The organism is Rhodanobacter sp. FW106-PBR-R2A-2-24, from assembly GCF_058789615.1.
The window spans coordinates 1,378,430-1,399,417 of sequence record NZ_JBYTBV010000002.1; the positions used below are offsets into that span (position 1 = coordinate 1,378,430).

At 68.5% G+C, this 20,988-nt stretch carries 21 protein-coding genes; 11 read left to right on the plus strand and 10 right to left on the minus strand.

Features of this window, described 5'->3' with window-relative positions; translation table 11 throughout:
• Positions 1-6: 6 nt before the first annotated feature.
• From AC3WQA_RS07540 to AC3WQA_RS07555, 4 genes are read right to left on the minus strand one after another with little or no spacing between them, the layout of a single operon-like run.
• Entirely contained in the window at positions 7-3,222 is a 3,216-nt protein-coding gene (locus AC3WQA_RS07540; RefSeq protein ID WP_492674458.1) for an efflux RND transporter permease subunit, read from the minus strand.
• Positions 3,219-4,313: an efflux RND transporter periplasmic adaptor subunit gene (locus AC3WQA_RS07545; protein ID WP_492674459.1), complete on the minus strand. Its 1,095-nt coding sequence runs from the start codon at positions 4,311-4,313 to the stop codon at positions 3,219-3,221. The genes AC3WQA_RS07540 and AC3WQA_RS07545 overlap by 4 nt, the downstream gene beginning before the upstream one ends.
• Positions 4,314-4,336: 23 nt before the next feature.
• Positions 4,337-4,549, minus strand: a complete 213-nt coding sequence (locus AC3WQA_RS07550; protein WP_492674460.1) for a YgaP family membrane protein — start codon at positions 4,547-4,549, stop codon at positions 4,337-4,339.
• Positions 4,550-4,603: 54 nt separating this feature from the next.
• Positions 4,604-5,872 carry an NAD(P)/FAD-dependent oxidoreductase gene (locus AC3WQA_RS07555; RefSeq protein ID WP_492674461.1) on the minus strand — a complete coding sequence of 423 codons (1,269 nt, stop codon included), beginning with the start codon at positions 5,870-5,872 and terminating at the stop codon, positions 4,604-4,606.
• 146 nt (positions 5,873-6,018) lie between these two features.
• Between AC3WQA_RS07555 and AC3WQA_RS07560 the strand changes: the two genes are divergently transcribed.
• Together AC3WQA_RS07560 and gap are read left to right on the plus strand one after the other, a co-directional pair.
• On the plus strand, positions 6,019-6,387 hold the full coding sequence (locus tag AC3WQA_RS07560) for an ArsR/SmtB family transcription factor (RefSeq protein ID WP_492674462.1): 369 nt from the start codon (positions 6,019-6,021) through the stop codon (positions 6,385-6,387).
• Between the two features lie 138 nt (positions 6,388-6,525).
• The gene (gap, locus tag AC3WQA_RS07565) at positions 6,526-7,527 is read left to right on the plus strand and encodes a type I glyceraldehyde-3-phosphate dehydrogenase (protein ID WP_492674463.1); all 1,002 of its coding nucleotides are present in this window, start codon (positions 6,526-6,528) and stop codon (positions 7,525-7,527) included.
• 126 nt (positions 7,528-7,653) lie between these two features.
• Here the strand turns inward: gap and maiA are convergent, their stop codons facing one another.
• Positions 7,654-8,316, minus strand: coding sequence for a maleylacetoacetate isomerase (maiA, locus tag AC3WQA_RS07570; RefSeq protein ID WP_492674464.1), 663 nt, complete (start codon positions 8,314-8,316; stop codon positions 7,654-7,656).
• Between the two features lie 122 nt (positions 8,317-8,438).
• Between maiA and AC3WQA_RS07575 the strand changes: the two genes are divergently transcribed.
• The 4 genes from AC3WQA_RS07575 to AC3WQA_RS07590 all read left to right on the plus strand — a co-directional run bounded on the left by AC3WQA_RS07575 (position 8,439) and on the right by AC3WQA_RS07590 (position 11,667).
• Positions 8,439-9,620 (plus strand): phosphoglycerate kinase, encoded by a 1,182-nt coding sequence (locus tag AC3WQA_RS07575; RefSeq protein ID WP_492674465.1) that lies wholly within the window; start codon positions 8,439-8,441, stop codon positions 9,618-9,620.
• The gene (locus AC3WQA_RS07580) at positions 9,620-10,252 is read left to right on the plus strand and encodes an HAD hydrolase-like protein (protein WP_492674466.1); all 633 of its coding nucleotides are present in this window, start codon (positions 9,620-9,622) and stop codon (positions 10,250-10,252) included. Before AC3WQA_RS07575 ends, AC3WQA_RS07580 begins: the two co-directional genes overlap by 1 nt.
• Before the next feature lie 477 nt (positions 10,253-10,729).
• Positions 10,730-11,047, plus strand: coding sequence for a hypothetical protein (locus AC3WQA_RS07585; RefSeq protein ID WP_492674467.1), 318 nt, complete (start codon positions 10,730-10,732; stop codon positions 11,045-11,047).
• 5 nt (positions 11,048-11,052) lie between these two features.
• Complete coding sequence (locus tag AC3WQA_RS07590) at positions 11,053-11,667, plus strand: hypothetical protein (RefSeq protein ID WP_492674468.1); 615 nt, start codon at positions 11,053-11,055, stop codon at positions 11,665-11,667.
• A 152-nt stretch (positions 11,668-11,819) separates the two neighbouring features.
• Here the strand turns inward: AC3WQA_RS07590 and tkt are convergent, their stop codons facing one another.
• Positions 11,820-13,820 carry a transketolase gene (tkt, locus tag AC3WQA_RS07595; protein WP_492674469.1) on the minus strand — a complete coding sequence of 667 codons (2,001 nt, stop codon included), beginning with the start codon at positions 13,818-13,820 and terminating at the stop codon, positions 11,820-11,822.
• A 244-nt stretch (positions 13,821-14,064) separates the two neighbouring features.
• Between tkt and AC3WQA_RS07600 the strand changes: the two genes are divergently transcribed.
• The 3 genes from AC3WQA_RS07600 (at position 14,065) to cls (ending at position 18,020) form a co-directional block, all read left to right on the plus strand.
• Positions 14,065-14,658 carry a porin family protein gene (locus AC3WQA_RS07600; protein WP_492674470.1) on the plus strand — a complete coding sequence of 198 codons (594 nt, stop codon included), beginning with the start codon at positions 14,065-14,067 and terminating at the stop codon, positions 14,656-14,658.
• 401 nt (positions 14,659-15,059) lie between these two features.
• Positions 15,060-16,484: an FAD/NAD(P)-binding protein gene (locus tag AC3WQA_RS07605; protein ID WP_492674471.1), complete on the plus strand. Its 1,425-nt coding sequence runs from the start codon at positions 15,060-15,062 to the stop codon at positions 16,482-16,484.
• A gap of 159 nt (positions 16,485-16,643) precedes the next feature.
• Positions 16,644-18,020: a cardiolipin synthase gene (gene cls / locus AC3WQA_RS07610; protein WP_492674472.1), complete on the plus strand. Its 1,377-nt coding sequence runs from the start codon at positions 16,644-16,646 to the stop codon at positions 18,018-18,020.
• On the opposite strand, the gene AC3WQA_RS07615 is transcribed toward cls, so the two are convergent.
• Positions 18,015-18,383: a hypothetical protein gene (locus AC3WQA_RS07615; RefSeq protein ID WP_492674473.1), complete on the minus strand. Its 369-nt coding sequence runs from the start codon at positions 18,381-18,383 to the stop codon at positions 18,015-18,017. The genes cls and AC3WQA_RS07615 overlap by 6 nt on opposite strands.
• A gap of 77 nt (positions 18,384-18,460) precedes the next feature.
• Between AC3WQA_RS07615 and pncA the strand changes: the two genes are divergently transcribed.
• Entirely contained in the window at positions 18,461-19,102 is a 642-nt protein-coding gene (gene pncA / locus AC3WQA_RS07620; protein WP_492674474.1) for a bifunctional nicotinamidase/pyrazinamidase, read from the plus strand.
• A gap of 75 nt (positions 19,103-19,177) precedes the next feature.
• Here pncA and AC3WQA_RS07625 read toward each other — a convergent pair whose 3' ends face one another.
• A complete protein-coding gene (locus tag AC3WQA_RS07625) occupies positions 19,178-19,366 on the minus strand; it encodes a CPXCG motif-containing cysteine-rich protein (RefSeq protein ID WP_492674475.1) in 189 nt (62 codons plus the stop codon).
• Between the two features lie 94 nt (positions 19,367-19,460).
• Here AC3WQA_RS07625 and AC3WQA_RS07630 point away from each other — a divergent pair, with 94 nt between their 5' ends.
• Positions 19,461-19,739 (plus strand): hypothetical protein, encoded by a 279-nt coding sequence (locus AC3WQA_RS07630; protein WP_492674476.1) that lies wholly within the window; start codon positions 19,461-19,463, stop codon positions 19,737-19,739.
• On the opposite strand, the gene AC3WQA_RS07635 is transcribed toward AC3WQA_RS07630, so the two are convergent.
• A complete protein-coding gene (locus tag AC3WQA_RS07635; RefSeq protein WP_492674477.1) occupies positions 19,694-20,161 on the minus strand; it encodes a PIN domain-containing protein in 468 nt (155 codons plus the stop codon). The two genes, AC3WQA_RS07630 and AC3WQA_RS07635, sit on opposite strands and share 46 nt — an antisense overlap.
• On the minus strand, positions 20,158-20,907 hold the full coding sequence (locus AC3WQA_RS07640; RefSeq protein ID WP_492674478.1) for an HAD family hydrolase: 750 nt from the start codon (positions 20,905-20,907) through the stop codon (positions 20,158-20,160). The genes AC3WQA_RS07635 and AC3WQA_RS07640 overlap by 4 nt, the downstream gene beginning before the upstream one ends.
• Positions 20,908-20,988: the final 81 nt, after the last annotated feature.

Here is a 20,988-nt window from a genome sequence, read left to right on the forward strand (position 1 = left end):
AGCCGCCTATCCTGCCACTTTGCGCGCCAGATAGCCGTAATACAGCAGCGGAATCACCACCAAGGTGAGTACGGTGGACACCAGCACACCGAAGATCAGAGACACCGCCAGACCCTGAAAAATCGGGTCGTCGAGGATGAAGAAGCCGCCCAGCATCGCCGCCAGCGCGGTGAGCGCGATGGGCTTGGCGCGCACCGCCGCCGCATCGATCACCGCATCGGCCAAGGGCCGACCAGCAACCAGTGCGTGGTTGATGAAGTCGATCAGCAAAATGGAATTGCGCACGATGATGCCGGCCAGCGCGATCATGCCGATCATCGAGGTGGCGGTGTACTGCGCGCCGAACAACGCATGCCCCGGCATCACGCCGATCACGGTGAGCGGAATCGGCGCCATGATGATGAGCGGCACGAGGTAGCTCCTGAACTGCCCCACCACCAGAAGATAAATCAGCAGCAGGCCGCCGAGATAGGCCAGCCCCATGTCGCGGAACGTCTCGTAGGTGATCTGCCATTCGCCATCCCACTTCACCGCGATGCCGCTGGTATCGGTCGGCTGGCGGATGAAATCCTGGCTCACGCGCTGGCCGTCGAGCGTGTCATGCGCGAGCTTGCCGACCAGCGCAAACATGCCGTAAAGCGGACTGTCGGTGCTGCCGGCGTCATCGCCGGTGACCGTGGCATAGGGCAGCAGATCCTTGTGATAAATCGCATCCTCCCAGCCGGTTTCGCGCACCTGGGTCACCGCCGACAACGGCACCAACTGACCGCCTTGCGCCCGCACGCGCAGCGACAGCAGGCGGTTCATGCTGGACTGGTCGGCGGCATCCAGCCGCAGGCGCACCGGCAGCGCGTGCCGCGTTTGGCCATCCATCAGGTAAGTGGCATCATCGCCGACAAGCGCGGCACGCAGCGCCTGCACCACGGTCGCCTGCGACACGCCCAGCCGCGCGGCGCGTTCGCGGTCGACGCTGACCACGGCGCGCGGCGCGTCGGCTTCCTCGCTGGTGTCCACGTCCACGATATCGGAATCGGCGCGGAACAGGGTTTGCAGTTGCAGCGCGACCTTGCGGATCGCATGCGCGTCGGGCCCGTAGACCTCGGCCACGATGGGCGCCATGACCGGCGGGCCGGGCGGCACTTCCACCAGCTTGAGCGAGGCGCCGTAGCGCGCCGCGATCTTCGCCAGTGCGGGGCGCGCGGCCAGCGCGATGGCGTGGCTCTGCCGATGGCGCGCGTCCTTGTCCACCAGGTTCACCTGCAGGTTGCCCACCAGCGGCCCCTGGCGCAGGTAGTACTGGCGCACCAAGCCATTGAAGGTGATCGGCGCGGCAGAGCCGGCATAGCCTTGCCAGTCCTTCACCTCGGGGATGGTCGCCACCTGCGTGGCCAGGGCGTGCAGGAGCTGATTGGTGCGCTCCAGCGTGCTGCCGGCGGGCATATCCACCACCAGCTCGAACTCGCTCTTGTTGTCGAAGGGCAGCATCTTCAGGACCACCGCCTTGGCCACCACCAGCCCCACCGAGGCCAGCACCAGCACGCCCATGCCGGCGAACAGCAGACGCCGCCGACGGCGCGCCCGCGCGCCTTCGAGGAAGGGTCGCATCAGGCGCTGGAAGAAACGCAGTACCCGTCCGCCGGCCGCCGCGTGCGCATCGCCACCGGCGCCCTCGTGCGCATGTGGGCGCAAGAGGCGCAGCGCCAGCCACGGCGTCAGCGCCAGCGCCACCATCAGCGACAGCAGCATGCCGGCCGAGGCATTGATCGGGATCGGTCGCATGTACGGCCCCATCAGGCCGGAGACGAAGGCCATCGGCAGCAGCGCCGCGATCACGGTGAAGGTGGCCAGGATGGTCGGCCCACCGACTTCGCTCACGGCTTCCGGAATCGCCTCGCGCAAGGAGCGCCCGCCCAGCGCCATGTGCCGATGGATGTTCTCCACCACCACGATGGCATCGTCCACCAAAATGCCGATGGAGAAGATCAGCGCGAACAGCGACACGCGGTTGATGGTGAAGCCCATCGCCCACGAGGCGAACATCGTCAGCATCAGGGTGACGATCACCGCGCTGCCGACCACCATGCCCTCGCGCCAGCCCAGCGCAAACACCACCAGCAGCACCACCGACAGCGTGGCCAGCAGCAGATGCAGCAGCAGGCTGTTGGCCTTGGTGGTGGCGGTCTGGCCATAGTCGCGCGTCACCGCCACGTGCATGCCGGCGGGAATGTCGACGTCCTTGAGCGCCGCGAGCCGCGCGCGCACCGCGCGGGTGATGTCGGCGGCGTTGCTGCCGGCCTGCTTGGCGATGGCGATGGTCACCGCCGGCGCGTTGCCGGTGGCCGGCCCGGCCTTGCCGGCGGGCGTGCCGAACCAGGCGTAACTCGATGGCAGGTCGGCGCCGCGCTGGATGCGCGCCACGTCGGACAGGTGCACGGGCGCGCCATCTTTGAGGCCGATCACCAGGTTCGCCACGTCGCTCTCGCTGGCGAGGAAGCTGCCGGCGGTAACCGGCGTATCGCGGTCGCCCGCCACCTGATCGCCCGCCTGCGCCACCACGTTGGCGGCCTTCAGCGCGTCCGCCAGGTCGTTCACGCCCATGCCGTAGGCGGCGAGCCGGCCCGGATCGAGCGTCACCATCACCGCCCGCTCGGGGGCGCCGATGGTGTAGACGTCGCGCGTGCCCGGAATGCGCTTGAGCTGCGTCTCCAGCGTATGCGCCACCTCGGCGAGCTGCACCGGGCCGGTGTCGGCGCGATCGCTCCACAAGGTGAGCGCCATCACCGGCACGTCGTCGATGCCCATGGGTCGCACGATGGGCTGGCCCACGCCGAGCCTGGCCGGCAGGTCATCGCGGTTCTGGTAGATCTGGTTGTACAGCCGCACGATGGCGGTCTGCCGCGGCACGCCCACTTCGTATTCCACCGTGGCCACGGCCACGCCGGGCCGGCTCACCGAGTAGACGTGCTTGACGCCCTGGAGCTCATCGAGCTTCTGCTCCAGCGGAAAGGTCACCAGGTTGGCCACGTCGCGCGCCGAGGCGCCGGGGAACGGCACCGTGACGTTGGCCATGGTGACGTCGATCTGCGGCTCTTCCTCGCGCGGCGTGATCGCCGTGGCGGCCAGGCCGAGCAGCAGCGCCGCCAGCGCCAGCACCGGCGTCAGCGGCGCGCTCTGGAACAGCCGCGCGATGCGCCCGGCGAAGGACAACGACGGCGCACTCATGGCGCGACCTTGCCGCGCTGGGCAATCAGCCAGCGCGCGGCGACATCCGGGTCGAGCGCGACGCGCTCACCCGGCGTCAGCCCCGCCAGCACGGTGGCACGCCCGCCCTGCACCTCGCCCACGCGCAGCTGGCGCAGCGACACCGTGCCGCCCTCGACCACGTAGACACCGGTCAGCTCGCCACGATGCACCAGGGCGCTCACCGGCACCGACAACGCCGCCTTGTCGACGGCGATAGCCGCGCCGGCAAACGCCAGCTTCACCGTCATGCCGGGATACAGGCCTTGCGTACCCGCCGGCAGGTCGAGCCGCACCGTCACCGTATGCGTGGCAGGGTCGGCCACCGGAAACACCGTGAGCTGGCCGGCCTCGATGCGGCGACCGCCATCGGTCAGCGCCTCGGCATGGCCCGCTACGCGCAGCGCTTCGGCCACCGCCTGCGGCAGCGTCGCCTCCACGCGCAGCTGCGCCAGCGAAGCGATGGCGATGAGCGACTGCGGAAACGGCGGCCCGGCCACCGCCTCGCCCACCTGCACGTAACGCTTCGTCACCACACCGTCGAAGGGCGCGCGCACCACGGTGTAATCCTGCTGCGCGCCAGCATTGCGCGCCTGCTCCTGCGCGGCATCGAGCTGGGCCTTGGCGGCGTTGCGCTGCGCCAGCGACTGGTCGTAGGTGGCCTTGGCGACGTAGCCCTTGGGATAGATCGCCGCGTAGCGCTGGTAGTTCGCCTCGGCCTCGACATACGCCGCCTTGGCCGCCGCCACCTGCGCCCTGGCCGCCAGCGCGGCGGATTGCTGCTCCACGTCGGTGAGGCGCAGCAAGACATCGCCCCGCTTCACCGTGTCGCCCACCTCATGCGGCAGCGCCAGCACACGCGCATTGGTCTGCGCCGTGAGCACCGCCGACTGCACCGCCTGCACGGTGCCGTCCCAATGCTGCTGGCCGCCGCCGGCGGTATCCGTGCCCACCACCAGCGTCGCCAACGGCGGCGCGGCGTGGCTGGCCACTGGCGCCGCCGGCTTGCCGCCACAAGCGACGAGCAGCACGGCAAGCACGGGGGTAGCGAGGCGCGACAGATACGGTTTCACAAGGCGATTCCACGGCGAGGGGATCAGGAGTGGTGCGGAAAGGCGCAGCCAGGTTTCAGGCCCAGCCTGGCAAGGATGCGCGCCAGCGGGCAAAACCCGGTGAAGGAGGATTGCAACAGGTTGGCGCCCACGAATACGGCCAGCCACAACCAGTTCGGCGAGACGAAATGGGCCAGGACGACGCTGGCGAGGATCATGCTGCCGGCGAAACCCAGCACGACGCGATCGATGTTCATGGTGATACTCCCGTGAGGTGATGCGGTGGATGAAAGCGTGGTTGGTCCATGGCTTCAGCGAAGCGATGCGATACGCAGCAGCTTGAGCACGGCGCGCTCGTAGATCGGATGGGTGTTGCCGGTGCGCACCTTGCGCAAGTGGTAGCGCTCGAAGGCAAGCTTGGCCAGATGCACCCACTTGCCCACGCGCGCCCAGGTCACGTTGCGCGGCGGAATCTGCGGCAAGGCCACGAAGGCCGCGCCGGTGTTGCCCATGTCGGCCAGGCACACCGCGTTCCAGGTGGCGCGCGCCACCGCCGGCTTGCCGGCCAGCTCGTCGCGGATATTGGCGGCGATCGCGCTCACCATCGACTCGATCATGAAACCGGTCTTGGGTGCACCGGTGGGCACCGGGGTGACTTCCACCGGCGGAATCGCCACGCACACCCCGGCGGAAAACACGTTGCGGAACGTCGGATTGCGCTGGTGCTCGTCGATCAGCACGAAACCGCGCGGATTGACCAGCCCCTCGACGCCGCGCACCGCAGAGATGCCGGTGAAGGCCGGCAGCAGCATGGCGAAAGCAAACGGCAGCTCGCGCTTGTGCGCGGCCCCGGCGGCATCCAGCTCCTCCAATTGCAGCACGCCCGGCTCGGCCGCCGTGACACGCGCATTGGCCACCCAACGGATGTCGCGCTCGCGCAGCGCCGACTCCAGCAAGCCCTTGGAGTCGCCCACGCCGCCCAACCCCATGTGGCCGATGTAGGGCTCGGGCGTCACATAGGTCATCGGCACGCGGTCGCGCAGCTGGCGCCGGCGCAAGTCGGCATCGACGATCATCGCGAACTCGTAGGCCGGGCCGAAGCAACTGGCGCCGGGCGCGGCGCCGATCACCACCGGGCCGGGCTTTTCCAGCAAGGCCTGATACGCGCGCCAAGTGGCCTCCGCGTGCGCACCGGTGCAGATCGAATGGGTGTAGCCACCCTCCGGCCCCAGCCCCGGCACCTCGTCGAAAGCCAGCCGCGGGCCGGTAGTGATGACCAGATAGTCGTAGCTCAGCTCGCGGCCATCGGCCAGCTGCAGGCGGTTCTGCGCCGGCTGCACCGCCGTGGCCGGCGTCGCCACGAAGTCAATGCCGTGCCGGTGCATCGGTTCGGCCACCGCCACCTGGATCTGCTCACGCTTGCGCCAACCCACCGCCACCCAGGGGTTGGATGGGGTGAACTGGAAATTCGGCCCATCACCCACCAGGGTGACCTGGTGTGCCGCTCCCAGCGCGGCCTTGATCTCATACGCGGCCGCCGTGCCGCCCAGCCCCGCTCCCAGTACGACGATGCTTGCCATGACGCACCTCCTCCAGCGGTTGTCGGGATACCCGCGTCCGGCGACGGAGCGGAATTTGCCATCAATCTAAATTAGCTAAAGCTTAATTAGTGTTTCGTGTTAAAGTCAAGCCACCATCCGTACGGCCATACGTGCCGAGGCCCGTCATGCCAGCCCCCACCGCCACCGATCTTTCCGCCATGCGCGCGAGCGCCGAAGAGGCCTCGCAATTGCTCAAGACACTGGGCAACCCGCAGCGCCTGCGCGTGCTGTGCCTGCTGGTGAACCAGGAAATGTCCGTGGGCCAGATCAACGAGGAACTGCCCGACCTCAGCCAGTCGGCGCTGTCGCAACACCTCGCCCGCCTGCGTGACGAAGGCCTGGTGCGCACCCGGCGCGAGTCGCAAACCATCTGGTATGCACTGGAACACGGCCCCACCCGCAGCATCATCGCCACCCTGTATGGCATCTACTGCGCCAGCGGCCAGACGCCGTCGTGCGACGTTTCACCGCGCCCGCGCAAGGGCCGCCGCTGAGCCAGACAGTACCGCCACCATTGGCCGTCCACGGTGTGCTGGATCAAGAAGGCGGCGGACGCTTCGGCTAGAATGCGCGTTCCAGCGCGACCGGGCCCGGTCGCGCTTGCCTGTCATCGAACCGGAGGAAGTGTCCCCATGGCCATCAAGGTCGGCATCAACGGCTTCGGCCGCATCGGTCGCAACGTGCTGCGCGCTGCGGTGCAGAATTTCGGCAAAGACATCCAGATCGTCGGCATCAACGACCTGCTGGAGCCGGATTACCTCGCCTACATGCTCAAGCACGACTCCGTGCACGGCCGCTTCGATGGCGACGTGAAGGTGGAAGGCGGCAACCTGGTGGTGAACGGCCAGACCATCCGCCTCACCGCCGAGCGTGACCCGGCCAACCTGAAGTGGAACGAGGTGCACGCCGATGTGGTGATCGAATCCACCGGCTTGTTCCTCACCGCCGAGGCGGCGCAGAAACACCTTGATGCCGGCGCGAAGAAGGTGATCCTGTCGGCCCCGTCCAAGGACACGACACCGATGTTCGTGTACGGCGTGAACCATAAGAAATACGCCGGCGAGAAGATCATCTCCAACGCCAGCTGCACCACCAACTGCCTGGCGCCGGTGGCCAAGGTGCTGAACGACAAGTGGGGCATCAAGCGCGGTCTGATGACCACCGTGCACGCCGCCACCGCCACCCAGAAGACCGTCGATGGCCCGTCCAACAAGGACTGGCGCGGCGGCCGCGGCATCCTCGAGAACATCATCCCGTCGTCCACCGGCGCGGCCAAGGCGGTCGGCGTGGTGATCCCGGAGCTCAACAAGAAGCTCACCGGCATGAGCTTCCGCGTGCCGACCTCCGACGTGTCGGTGGTCGACCTCACGGTGGAGCTGGAAAAGCCGGCAACCTACGAGGAGATCAAGGCCGAGATGAAGGCGCAGAGCGAAGGCGCGCTGAAGGGCATCCTGGGCTACACCGACGACAAAGTGGTGGCCACTGACTTCCGCGGCGACGCACGCACCTCGATCTTCGACGCCGACGCCGGCATCGCGCTGGACGACAGCTTCGTCAAGCTGGTCAGCTGGTACGACAACGAGTGGGGCTATTCCAACAAGTGCCTGGAAATGGTGCGCGTGGTGGCGGGGTAAACCCCACCAGCCCGGCGCTCATCCGCTGGCCGCGAAGACCAAGCAAAAAGCCCGCGCAAGCGGGCTTTTTGCTTGGTCATGGAGCAGGCGCCGCGAAGCCATCCCGGGGTGCCATTCCGCGCGGCATCACGGTGGTGGCGCGTCCACCTGCGCCTCCGGTGCCGCTGCCCGGAACGCCTCCAGCCGCTGGCAGGCAGCGTGGATGCGACGGATCGTGGGGTAGCCATCCAGACTCAGCTTCCAGCGCTGCGCGTTGTACACCTGCGGCACCAGGCAGGCATCGGCCAGGCCCGGCTCGTCGCCGTAGCAAAAGGTGCCCGTGTTGACGTCATTGGACAGCATCGCTTCCAGCGCCGCGAAACCAACGGCGATCCAATGGCGCGACCATGCCGCGCGCTGCGCCTCGTCGGCACCCAGCTCGCGTTCGAGATGCTGCAGCACGCGCAGGTTGCCCAGCGGATGGATGTCGCAGGCCACCATCTGCGCCAACGCGCGCACGCGCGCACGGCCGCGCGTATCGATCGGCAGCATCGGCGATTCGGGATAGACCTCATCCAGGTATTCGATGATCGCCAGCGACTGGGTGAACACTCGTTCGCCGTCGACCAGGCTCGGCACCAGCTCCTGCGGATTCAGCCCCGCATAGGCTGGGGCGTGCTGCTCGCCGCCATCCCTGGCCAGGTGCACCGGCCGGTATTCATAGGCCAGCCCCTTGAGCTGCAAGGCAATGCGCACACGATAGGCGGCACTGGAGCGCCAGTAGCCGTACAACACCAGACCTTCAGCCATCGTTGCTCCTCCTGCACGGGGTGGATCAGCAGCGTCGGTTTGCATCGTTCGGGCACGGATCGGACAATACACGTTTTCCGCCTGCCAGACAGCCCTTTCCCAACCCTTTGAGGGGAACCCACGTGACCGTCACCCGCATGAGCGACCTCGACCTCCACGGCAAGCGCGTGCTGATCCGCGAAGACCTGAACGTGCCGATCGACGACCACGGCAGGATCACCTCCACCCAGCGCCTCGACGCCGCCTTGCCCACCATCCAGGCCGCGCGCGACGCCGGCGCCAAGGTGATGGTGCTCTCGCACCTGGGCCGCCCCAAGGAAGGCCAGTTCGACGAAGCCGCCTCGCTGGCGCCGGTGACGACATGGCTGGGCGAAAAACTCGGCCAACCGGTGCGCCTCGTGCGCGACTACCTGGACGGCGTGGACATGGCCGACGGCTCGGTGGTGGTGCTGGAGAACTGCCGCATGAACGTGGGCGAGGGCAAGGACGACGAGGCGCTGGCGCGGAAGTACGCCGCGCTGTGCGACATCTTCGTGATGGACGCCTTCGGCACCGCGCACCGCGCGCAGGCCTCCACCCACGGCGTGATCCGCTTCGCGCCCGTCGCCGCCGCCGGCCCGCTGCTGTGCGCCGAACTGGACGCGCTGGGCAAGGCGCTGGAACATCCCGCCAAGCCGCTGCTCGCCATCGTGGCCGGCTCCAAGGTGTCGACCAAGCTCACCCTGCTCGACAACCTGATTGGCAAGGTGGATCAACTGATCGTGGGCGGCGGCATCGCCAACACCTTCATCGCCGCGCTGGGCCACAACGTGGGCAACTCGCTGGTGGAGATGGATCTGCTCGACGCCGCCAGGAAGGTGCTGGCCGACGCCAAGGCGCGCGGCGCCGAGGTGCCGCTGCCGGTCGACGTGGTGGTGGCACCGGCGTTCTCCGCCAACGCACCGGCCACGGTGAAGCCGGTGGATCAGGTGCGCGAGGGCGAGCTGATCCTGGACATCGGCCCGCAGACCGCCGCGAACTACGCCGCGCTGATCGCCAAGGCCGGCACCGTGGTGTGGAACGGCCCGGTCGGCGTGTTCGAATTCGACGCCTTCGGCAAGGGCACCGAGACGCTGGCGCGCGCCATCGCCGCCTCGCCCGCGTTCTCCATCGCTGGCGGCGGCGACACCCTGGCCGCGGTGGACAAGTACGGCATCGCCGACCAGGTTTCCTATATCTCCACCGGTGGCGGCGCCTTCCTCGAATTCCTCGAAGGCAAGGAGCTGCCGGCAGTAGCGGCGCTGAAGGCACGGGCCGCAAAGTAATGCTCTGCCTGTTCGACCTCGATGGCACCCTGATCGACTCCGAACCAGGCATCACCGCCTGCATCCGCCACGCCTTCGACAGGCTGGGCGTGCCGGCGCCAAGCGAGTTGCGGCCATGGATCGGCCCGCCGCTGCGGCACAGCTTTGCGCCTCTGCTCGGCCACGATGCCGCGCGCGTGGAGGCGGCGGTGGACCACTACCACGAACGCTTTGCCACGCTGGGCTGGCGCGAGCATGCGGTCTACCCCGGCATTGCGGAGGCCATCGCCCGCCTGCAGGCCGCCGGCCATCGGCTGGCCGTGGTCACCAGCAAGCCCGCGCGCCACGCGCGGCCCATCGTCGAGTCGCTGCCGTTCGGCGATGCCTTCGACAAGCTGTATGGCCCCGATCCGTCCAGCGCGCACAGCGAGAAAGCGACGATGATCGCCGCCGCACTGGCGGATTTTGGCGCCGCGCCCGACCAAGCCGCGATGATCGGTGACCGCCGCTTCGATATCGAAGGCGCCGTGGCCAACCGCGTGCGCGGCATCGGCGTGCTGTGGGGCTTCGGCAGCCGCGAGGAACTGCAGCAGGCCGGCGCCCACGCGCTCACGACCACGCCGGACGAATTGGCTGGACAACTGGGCGCCTGAGCCACACGACGCAGCACACGCAGTAGCACGCCAACACCGCCCTGTTGCAGGAGCCTGCTGGCGGGCGATGCTTTGCTTGAGGCATCACCCGCCAGCAGGCTTCTTGTACGTTGGTGTTCGATGGCCGCAGGCCACCGCCGTCCGAATGGCAACCAGGGTTTTGCCCCCGTTGCCTGCGGCGGCGTGCAGATCACGCCAGACCTGCACGCTGCGCGTCCGGCAAAACGCAACCGCTTGGCGGCTGTAGCTGCGTATTGGGTGGCCGCTTGCCAGTCAAATCTTCAGGGCGCAAGCTAAATTTTTTGCCGCAACCGACTCCTCCAAGGCCAAGCCAGGATGCGCATATCCCCTCTTTTCGCACTGACCTTCGCCCTGTGCGCCGGTGCACCACTACGCCTCGCACATGGTGCAGACGCACCGGCGCCAACCACGTTTCGGCTGGCCAGTGATCCGGCCTTTGCCCATTACCAGGCCCCCTTGCTCGCTTATCTGCGCAGTCAGCACGCGCCCCACGACTGGCAGGTATGCATCATCGGCGAACAGGCCGCCGACGGAACACGCTGGGCATGGGTGATCTGGCCTCGCGGGCAGCGCATGATCCTTTGGGGTGGCGGCGCGTCCACCTTGATTGGCTCACGCCGAATACTCGATCTGACCGCCGACGTCGTGGCGTCGGAAGACCAACTTCACGGCAGCTCTTACCGCGTGACGCGCACTTGGGTCGCGCAACAGATGTCACGCTGCCGCCACAGCGGGCTCATGGTCAGCCCAGCCACGCTGCAGCACGGTCACTGAATGACGTGAACGCTCCGACGCCCGCCACACCCCAAGCCATCACCCTGCCCGACCGCAACACCGACGCTGGGGCAGAAGCACGCATCCTGCTGGCGGAATGCCCCGGCCCCGGTTACGCCAGCTACGCACCGGAAGCTGCCCGTGAAGCCATGCAATTGATGGACGCCGTACTCTGGAACCGCCTTCGCAACCCGGCCCCGTTCGGAGCCCGGGGTGCCACCCATATCGCTGGCATCATCAAGGCCAGAGGCCAGTTCCAAGGATTTGGGAGCTACCCCGCGTACAGTGCAGCCATCCGCAGGAATCTGGAAGCCGAACTGGCGATCGCCAACAATCCGCATGATCGCCGCCACGCGGCCTATGCCGACTTCGTGCAAACAGCCATCACCATCGCCCAATCCACCGATTACCGTGACCCATCACCCGGCACGCTGGTGGCTTGGCGCACTTCGGGAAGCGGGTCACCAGGACGACAGTTTCTCTTTTACAAGACCGTACTTGGCAACGACTTTTACTACGAGCCGGCGCCCCTGCCCGCCACCGTCATCTCGCCCCATCAAGCTATTCGACAGCCTGAACGTACCCCGCCTTCGCACGTCGGCGGGCGTGCCGGCAGATAAGTGGATCAATCAAGGCGCCGTGAGCGAGAACGGCGCGGTGCCGGCTGAGTTTCATTGCCAATCAGGTCGCGCGAGGCCACCGCCAGCATCGGTCGCGCGCCACAAAAAACGCCGCGTCGAACGCGGCGTTTTTTGTGGCGCGGCGCCTGCCGTCAGCCGATGACGCGCTTCACCGCGTCCACCGCATGCGGCACGGTAATGCCGAAGTGCTCGAACAGCTGGTCGGCCGGGGCGGAGGCGCCAAAGGTGGTCATGCCGATCACCTCGCCGTCCAGGCCCACGTACTTGCGCCAGAAGTCGGCGGTGCCGGCTTCCACCGCCACGCGGGCGCGGCACCAGCCGGGCAGCACGGCTTCGCGGTATTCCAGCGGCTGCGCGTCGAAGGCCTCGGTGCACGGCATCGACACCACGCGCACCGGCACGCCCTGCTGGGCCAGCGTGCGCATGGCTTCCATCGCCAGCTCCACTTCGGAACCGGTGGCGATCAGGATGGCTTTGAACTTGGTGTCGGCTGGGTCGGACAGCACGTAGGCGCCGCGCGTGATGGCGGCGAGCTGCGCCGGCGTGCGCTGCTGGTGCTTGAGGTTCTGGCGCGAGAACACCAGGCAGGAGGGGCCGTCCCGGTGCTCGATGGCGTCCTTCCACGCCGCCGCCGACTCCACCGCGTCGCAGGGGCGCCACACACGGTTGCCCGGGATGTAGCGCAGCGTGGCCAGGTGCTCCACCGGCTGATGGGTGGGGCCATCCTCGCCCAGGCCGATGGAGTCGTGGGTGTAGACGTGGATGCTGTGCGCCGGCATCAGCGCGCTCATGCGCACCGCGTTGCGGGCGTAGTCGGAGAACACCAGGAAGGTGGCGTCATACGGAATGAAACCGCCGTGCAGCGCCAGCGCGTTGCCGATGGCAGTCATGCCGAACTCGCGCACGCCGGAGTGGATGTAGTTGGCGTTGGGATTGGCCTCGGTGACGCTGACCGAACCCTTCCACAGGGTGAGGTTGGAGCCGGCCAGGTCGGCCGAGCCGCCGATCAGTTCCGGCAGCAGCGGGCCAAAGGCGTTCAGCGCCATCTGCGAGGCCTTGCGGCTGGCCACTTCCGGGCCTTCCAGCTGCATCTTTTCCACATAGGCCTGCGACTCGGCGGCCCAGTGGGCGGGCAGCGTGCCGGCCTGACGGCGGTTGAACTCGGCAGCCAGCTCGGGGAAAGCCCTGGCGTAGTCGGCGAACAGCGCGTTCCAGGCGGCTTCGCGCTTCGCGCCGGCGACCTTGGCGTCCCAGCCGGCGTAGATCTCGGCGGGGATCTCGAACGGCGCGTAGTGCCAGTCCAGCATGTCGCGGGTAGCCGCGATCTCGTCCTTGCCCAGCGGCGCGCCGTGGCTGGATTCCTTGCCTTCCTTGTTGGGCGAGCCGAAGCCGATCAGGGTCTTGCACATCACCAGCGAGGGTTTGCCGGTTTCGGCCTTGGCGGCGGCCAGCGCGGCCTTGATGCTGGCGGCGTCATGGCCGTCCACATCACGCACCACGTGCCAGCCACAGGCTTCGAAACGCGCGGCGGTATCGTCGGTGAACCAGCCCGGCACCTCGCCGTCGATGGAGATGTTGTTGTGGTCGTAGATCAGGGTGAGCTTGCCCAGCCGCCAGGTGCCGGCCAGCGAGATCGCCTCCTGCGAGATGCCTTCCATCAGGCAGCCGTCACCGCAGAACACCCAGGTGTGGTGATCCACCACGTTGAAGCCGGGGCGGTTGAAGCGCTCGGCCAGCACCTTCTCGGCCAGCGCGAAGCCCACGCCGTTGGCGATGCCCTGGCCCAGCGGGCCGGTGGTGGTTTCCACGCCGACCGTGTGGTGCACCTCGGGGTGGCCGGGGGTACGCGAGCCGAGCTGGCGGAAGCGCTTCAGCTCCTCCATCGGCAAGGCGTAGCCGGCCAGGTGCAGCAGCGCGTACTGCAGCATCGAGCCATGGCCGTTGGAGAGCAGGAAGCGGTCGCGGTTCGCCCAGTGCGGGTTGGCCGGGTTGTGCTGGTGGAAGTCGTTCCACAGCACCTCGGCAATGTCGGCCATGCCCATCGGCATGCCAGGGTGGCCGGAATTGGCCTGCTGCACGGCGTCCATGGCGAGGGCGCGCACGGCATTGGCGAGTTGGCGACGGGTGGTCATGACAAAGCGCTCCGGGGGCAACGGAAAGCGTCCATTGTCGCCGATCCGGCACGCACTGTCGCGCCGCACAAGAGCGCGCGGCCAGCGCCAAGGTTAATCGAAACTTAATACTGAACCAATCGGTATTGAAACTTACCGGCCTGGCAACCATCCAAGCGACGTGACCGGCCGCCACAGTGCCGCCGGTCACGCGGCGCCTCCCTCCCCCTGTCGGGCGCCGCTCCCAAATAACAGGAGACACTCCATGAAGAAGACCTTGCTCGCCCTTGCCCTTGCCTCCAGCGGCCTGCTGTCCGTCCCCGCCGCCTTCGCGCAGAACGCGCCCAGCGACCATGGCGGCTGGTTCATCAATGGCAACATCGGCCGTACCGCCATCAACCAGGGCCCGTACGACAACCACGACACCGGTTACGCGCTGAACGGCGGCTACCGCTGGTCGCTGGCGCCGAACTTCGCGCTGGGCGCCGAGGTGGGCTACAACGACCTGGGCAACATCCACGCCAGGAACATCTTCAACAGCTCGCCGGTGATCGCCCCGGGCAAGTCCTCGCTGCACGGCTGGACGGCCGGCGCCAATGCCCAGCTCGACCTCAACCCGAACTGGTACCTGAGCGGCCGCGCCGGCGTCTACAGCTGGACCGGCCACGGCCTGAGCAACGACGTGAACCCGATCAACAAGAGCCTGAGCCAGACCAGCTGGTACACCGGCGCCGGCGTGGGTTACCGCCTCACGCAGAACCTCAGCGTGGGCCTCGACTACGACTACTTCCACGCCAAGAAGAGCAACGTCGACCTCAGCACCGACATGATCTCGGCCAGCGCGGAATACCGCTTCTGAGTTCCGGGCCAACGTTGTGACCAACGACAAGGGCGCCACAAGGCGCCCTTGTCGTTGGTCGCCCAAGCACATCCCCGCACTTCGTCAAGCCGTCGGCCGGACCTATGTGCGCCTGGTCGGTCGGCGATCGCTCCACGCGTCGCGCGGGCAGGCCGTTTCCCCACAACCCGCTGGCCACCCGTGGCCACCGCGGCTTACGGCCGTTTAACGGGTGCCGTGCTCCACTGCCCCGACACCGCCACACCGAGGCTCCGCATGGGCAATCGCCGGCCAACCTCGCGCGACACCCGCCACCCCCGATGTCCCACGGCCAAACACGTGGACGGCAGCAACATGCGCGGGCAGGTCGGCGGCAGTGCGCCGTTCCGTAGCCGTTCCATGGAGCAGGGAGCGGCTGGGAAATGCCCTGCGTGGCAGGCTTTGCCGCCCGGATGATTGCCGCCGACCACGCTCCCGGCATGCGTCGCCGCATCGCCCTCATCGGCGGTGGCGCGGCGGCGGCCGCCTTGCTGGGTGAGCTGCTGGAACGCCCCGACACACCGCCCCTGCACCTGGACTGGTACACCGGTGACGGCACGCCGGGCCGTGGCGTGGCCTACGCCACGACCTCGGAGCGCCACCTGCTCGACGTGCGCGCCGCCACCATGGGCATGTTCGCCAACCGGCCGCAGGGCTTCCTCGATTTCGTGCGCGGCACGAGCCCGCAGCTCACCGGCACCGCCTTCCTGCCGCGCCATCGCTACGGCGACTATCTGGAGGCCGAAATCACGCAGGCGCTGGCGCTGGGCAAGGCGCGCGGCCACGACGTGCACCAGATCCCCCGCCGCGCGCATGCCGTGGTGCCCGAAGTCGATGGCGCCACCGTCTTCTGCGGCGAGGAAACCCGTCGCGTGGATGCCGCCGTACTGGCCGTCGGCAGCCTCTCGCCACGCCCCCTGCCCGGCGTGGCCCGCGCGGCGCTGGCCAGCGGTCGCTACGTGCTCGATCCCTGGCCATGGCTGGCCGCGCCGACGCCGATCGAAGCCCCGGCCCATGTGGTCGTGATCGGGCTGGGGCTCACCGCCGCCGACGTGCTGCTGGAGTTGGCCGCGCGCTGGCCCACCACGCGCTTCACCGCCATCTCGCGTCATGGCCGCCTGCCCGAGCCCCACGCACCCGTCGCCATGCCGCCAGTCGGCGACGGCACCGCGCTGGCCGACGCCATGCTGGACGCCGCCGATGTCCGCGCATGGTTGCCGATGGTGCGCGAAGCCATGGCGCAAGAGGAAGATTGGCGCTGCGCCATCGATGCCTTGCGCCCGCACGCCAGCGCGCTATGGGCCGCGCTGCCACCAGATCAGCGGGCGCGTTTCCTGCGTCACCTGAGCTGGGTCTGGGAACGCGCACGCCATCGCATGCCGATGCCGACGGCCGACGGCCTCGCCACACTGGCTGGCGCCGGCCGCCTGCACTGCCAGCGCGGCCGCGTCCATGCCGTTGTTGCGCAGGACGATGGCCTGCTCCTCGCGCTGCATGCCCCCGGCGGCGACGCCATGCAAGAACTGCACGCCAACCTCGTGGTGCAGGCCACCGGCATGGAGCTCGACGTAGGCGCCACCGCCGACCCGCTGCTGCACCAGCTCGTGCTCAACCGCCACGTGCTGCCCGACCCGCAGGGGTTGGGCTGCCAAGCCACGCGCGAAGGCCGCCTGCGGCACGACGGCGGCGCCTGGCCGCGCTTCTACGCCATTGGCAGCCTGCTGCGCGGTACGCTATGGGAGTCCACCGCGATGCCGGAAATCCGCCAGCAGGCGCGCGTCGTGGCCGACCAACTGCTGGCGGAGTAGCGCGCGTTGCCATGAAACCCTCGACGCGCCGGCATCCGGCCAGTGCCTCGGGTCGCCGGGTCCGGCGCAGTTCCGGTTCTATGGGTCGCGCGCTACCGCACTCGATCGCGCACGGCAGCGCCGCGTGTCGCGGGCACGTGAGGTTTTCAGAGGAGCACCATGAGCTTCGGCCCGATCGGCGACCTCGCCCTGCTGCTGCACCTCGCCGGCGTGCTCGCCGCCGCCCACGCGTTGATGCACACGCGCACGCCGCAAGGCACCATCGCCTGGGTACTGGGTCTGCTGCTGCTGCCCGAGCTCACCCTGCTGCCCTACCTGTTCCTCGGCGCCAGCCGCTTTCGCGGTTACCTCGACACCCATCGCAACGACGCGCCACGCGCACGCCCCGATCCGCCGGACGATGGCGCCGGCCGCTTCAGCGCGCTGGTGGCGATGCAGGGACGACCGTTCCGCGACGGCCACGCGCTGCGCCTCCTGCTCGATGGCGCGGCCACCTTCGACGCCATCCTCGGCGCCATCGCGCAGGCACGGCACACCGTGCTGGTGCAGTTCTTCGTGTTCCACGACGACGGCCTGGGCCGACGCATGCAGCAGGCGCTGCTGGAACGCGCCGCCGCCGGCGTGCGCGTGTGCGTGCTGTACGACGGCGTGGGCAGCCACGACCTGCCGCGCCACTACGTCGAGGCGCTGCGCGCCGGCGGCGTGGCGATCCATCCCTTCGCCACGCGGCGCTGGCGCAACCGTTTCCAGCTCAACTTCCGCAACCACCGCAAGATCGTCGTGGTGGACGGCGAACGCGCCTACGTCGGTGGCCTCAACGTGGGCGACGAATACCTGGGCCTGAAGCCACCGCTGGCGCCCTGGCGCGACACCCACCTGGAAATCCGCGGCCCGGCGGTGGCCGACCTGCAGCAGCTGTTCGCCGACGACTGGCAATGGATCACCGGCGCGCCGCCGCCGCAACATGACGCCCCCGCCGGCTGCGGCGCGACGCGCGTGCTCGCCATCGCCAGCGGTCCGGCCGACCCGCAGGAAACCGGCTCGCTGTTCTTCGTCGCCACCATCAACGCGGCGCGACGACGACTGTGGCTCACCACGCCCTACTTTGTGCCCGACACCGCCGTGCGCGCCGCGCTGCGCCTGGCCGTGCTGCGCGGCGTGGACGTGCGCGTGCTGATCCCGGCGCGACCCGACCACCGCACCGTGTTCCTCGCCTCCACCCTGCACGCCCACAACGCACTGCGCGCCGGTGTGCGCGTGTTTCGCTACCTGCCCGGCTTCCTGCACCAGAAGGTGCTGCTGGTGGACGGGGACTGCGCCGCGGTGGGCAGCATCAACCTCGACAGCCGTTCGTTCCGGCTGAACTTCGAGGTGAGTGCGCTGGCGCTGGACACGGCCTTCGCCGGCGACGTCGAAGCCATGCTCGTCGCCGATTTCGCCAGGGCGATGGAAGTGACGCGGTGCGAATACCAGGACGCGCCCTACCTGCATCGCGTGCTGATGCACGTGGCGCGGCTGTTCGACCCGCTGTTATGAATCCTTGCGCAACCCGGCCAGCCACCAGCCAAGCAACACGCCCACCGCCGCGCCAACCAGCTCGCACAGCACGCGCGTGCCGATGCCGTCGGGATCGTGTACTTCGGCCAGCTTGGCCTGCAGCAACTGCAGCGACTGCAGGCGGCCGTAGTTGAAATAGAACAGGTTCCACAGATCCTTGCGGGCGCTGAGCGCCAGCGCGGCGAGATAGGCCCAACCGATGCGGCGTCCGGCGCTCCAGCCGTGGCGCCGGCCCGGCCCATGCAACAGCAGGTACAGCACGAAGCCGGCGACGAGGCTGATCGCGCCCGCTTCGAGGCCGCCGACCCAGCCATAGCCCATCCACGTCTGGTCGTAATTCATTGCGTCCTGTTCCACCGGTGCCGACCCGCATTATGCCCGCGCTAGACTCGCGCCCTTGCCTCGCACGCGGGATCGCCATGCCTGACGCCATCACCGAACGCACCGCCCTGATCGTGGTCGACGTACAGCCGGATTTCATGCCCGGCGGCGCGCTGGCCTGCCACGAGGGTGACGCCATCGTGCCGGGCATTGCGCTCCTGCTCGCCACGCGCCGCTTCCGCCACGTGGTGGCCACCCAGGACTGGCATCCGGCTGGCCACGCCTCCTTCGCCAGCGCGCATCCCGGCACGCAGGCGTTCCAGCAGATCGCACTGCACGGCCAGCCGCAGACGTTGTGGCCGGATCACTGCGTGCAGGGCACGCCGGGCGCGACGCTGCATGCGGACATCGACTGGTCGGCGGCGGATCTGATCCTGCGCAAGGGCAGCGATCCGCAGGTGGATTCCTACAGTGCCTTCCGCGAAAACCACGGCCCGCACGGCACACGTCCCGCCACCGGCCTCGCCGGCTGGCTGCGCGAGCGCGGCGTGGAGGATGTGCTGGTGTGTGGCCTGGCGCGCGACGTCTGCGTGTTGTGGACGGCACAGGACGCGGTGGCGCAAGGCTTCCGCGCCGGCATGCTGTGGGAGCTCAGCCGCCCGGTGACGCCGTCCAGCGACGACGCCACCCGCGCCGCACTGGCGGCGCAGGGCATCGCGCGGGTGGCGGCCATCGACTGAGGCCACGCCAGCGCCCGCGAACAATTCGAGCGCCGTCGCGCGGGCGCAGCAGACGAACCGGTTATCCACCTGCGCTCAGGTGTCATCCTCGCGCGCGGAGTGCACCCGCGGCACGCCGCCCGCGTCGAACGCCACCGCCAGCACGATGGGCCGGCAGCACACGGCGCAATCCTCGATGTAGCACTGATCCGGCTCCGATTCGTCGAGCAGCAACTCGATGATCTCGCCGCAGTAGGGACAATCGATGCGCCAGGGGACCGGCATGACACGCTCCTGCAACCGGGACAAAACCAGATTCGCACAGGAAATGTCGACGCAGCGCGTACACTGGCGCCCCACGCCACGCCGGACCGGAACCATGGCCGAACGCGAATTCCTGGATTTCACCGTGCGCTCCGGCGCCAGCCTCGAAGGCTCGCGCTACACCGCCTGGTTGGCGGTGCTGCCGCACGGCCACGGCTTCCCCGTGTACTACGCGATCTGCGAGAACCGCAGCTTCCGCCAGCAGGACGTGGCCGAATGCGCCGCGGACGCCGCGCTGGCGGCCGTGCTGGCGCTGGAGGAGGACGGCACGCCGGTGTTTCCCGAAAACTACACCGGCTTCGCCGACGCGCCCGACGCCCCCAGCGCGGCGTAAGCCTGCGGCGTGAGGATGTCGAAGCCGTGCTCGCGCCGCGCGCGCTTGCCCAGCTTGAGCAGTGCCTTGTCGCGGGTGAGCAGGTGCTGCGCGCCACAGGCCTGCGCCAGTTCGAGAAACTTCTGGTCGTCCGGGTCGCTGCAGCGGGGCAAGGCGGGCGCCCCCGGCGGGGCAAGCTCCGCCCACATCCGCAGTTGCGCGTCGAACATCGCCGCGGCCGCCGCGCGGCGCGCCGCATCCAGCGCGAGCTGCGGATAGTCGAGCACGCGCAGCCATTCGTCGCGGCAGGCGGCGTTGGTCAGCGCCCACCGCCTTCCAGCCGCAAGCGTCGCGTGCAATGCGGCGCAATGCGGGTTGCCGTAGACGTAAAGATCGAGGCAGACGTTGGTGTCCAGCACCAGGCGCGGCGGCCCGGCGCTCATGCCGCCAGCTCAGCCAGTTGCGCCAGCGCGACCGGGATCTCCGCCGCACTGGCCACGCTGCGCAGGTGCGGCGCATGGCTGGCATCCAGGCCGTTCTCCAACTCGTGCGCCCAGGTCACGTGGTAGGGCATATGCACGCCCCAGCCGCCCAGGCGCAACACCGGCTCGATGTCCGAGCGCAGCGAATTGCCCACCATGGCGAACTCGTGCGCCGCGATGCCGAATTCGTCGAGCAGGCGGCGATAGGTGCCCGTGTCCTTCTCCGACACGATCTCGATGCGACGGAACAGCCCGGCCAGGCCCGACTCGGCCACCTTCTTCTCCTGGTGGAACAGGTCGCCCTTGGTGATGAGCACCACCGGATGCCGCGCTGCCACCGCCGCCACCGCCTCGCGGATACCCGGCAACAGTTCCACCGGATGCTGCAATAACTGCTTGCCCAGTTGCACCAGCCGGTGGATGTCGGCCGCGCCGATGCGCCCGTCGCTGAGCGCGATCGCGGTTTCCACCATCGACAGTGTCATGCCCTTGGCGCCGTAGCCGAACAGCGCCAGGTTCTGCCGCTCGGTGGCCAGCATGCGCGCGTGCACCGCCTCATCGGCCACGTCGACATAGCCGCCCACGATGGCGGCGAACTCGGCGCTGGCGGCGCGGTAGTAGTCCTCGCTGCGCCACAGCGTGTCGTCGCCGTCGAAGCCCACCATCTTCAGCATGCGCACCCCGCGCGCGGCAAAACCGACGGTCATTGTCCGCCATGTCCGCGTGCATGAATACCGTCGAACCAGCCCGCGCGCGACGCCATGCTCCCGTGTGCGGATGACCTAAGC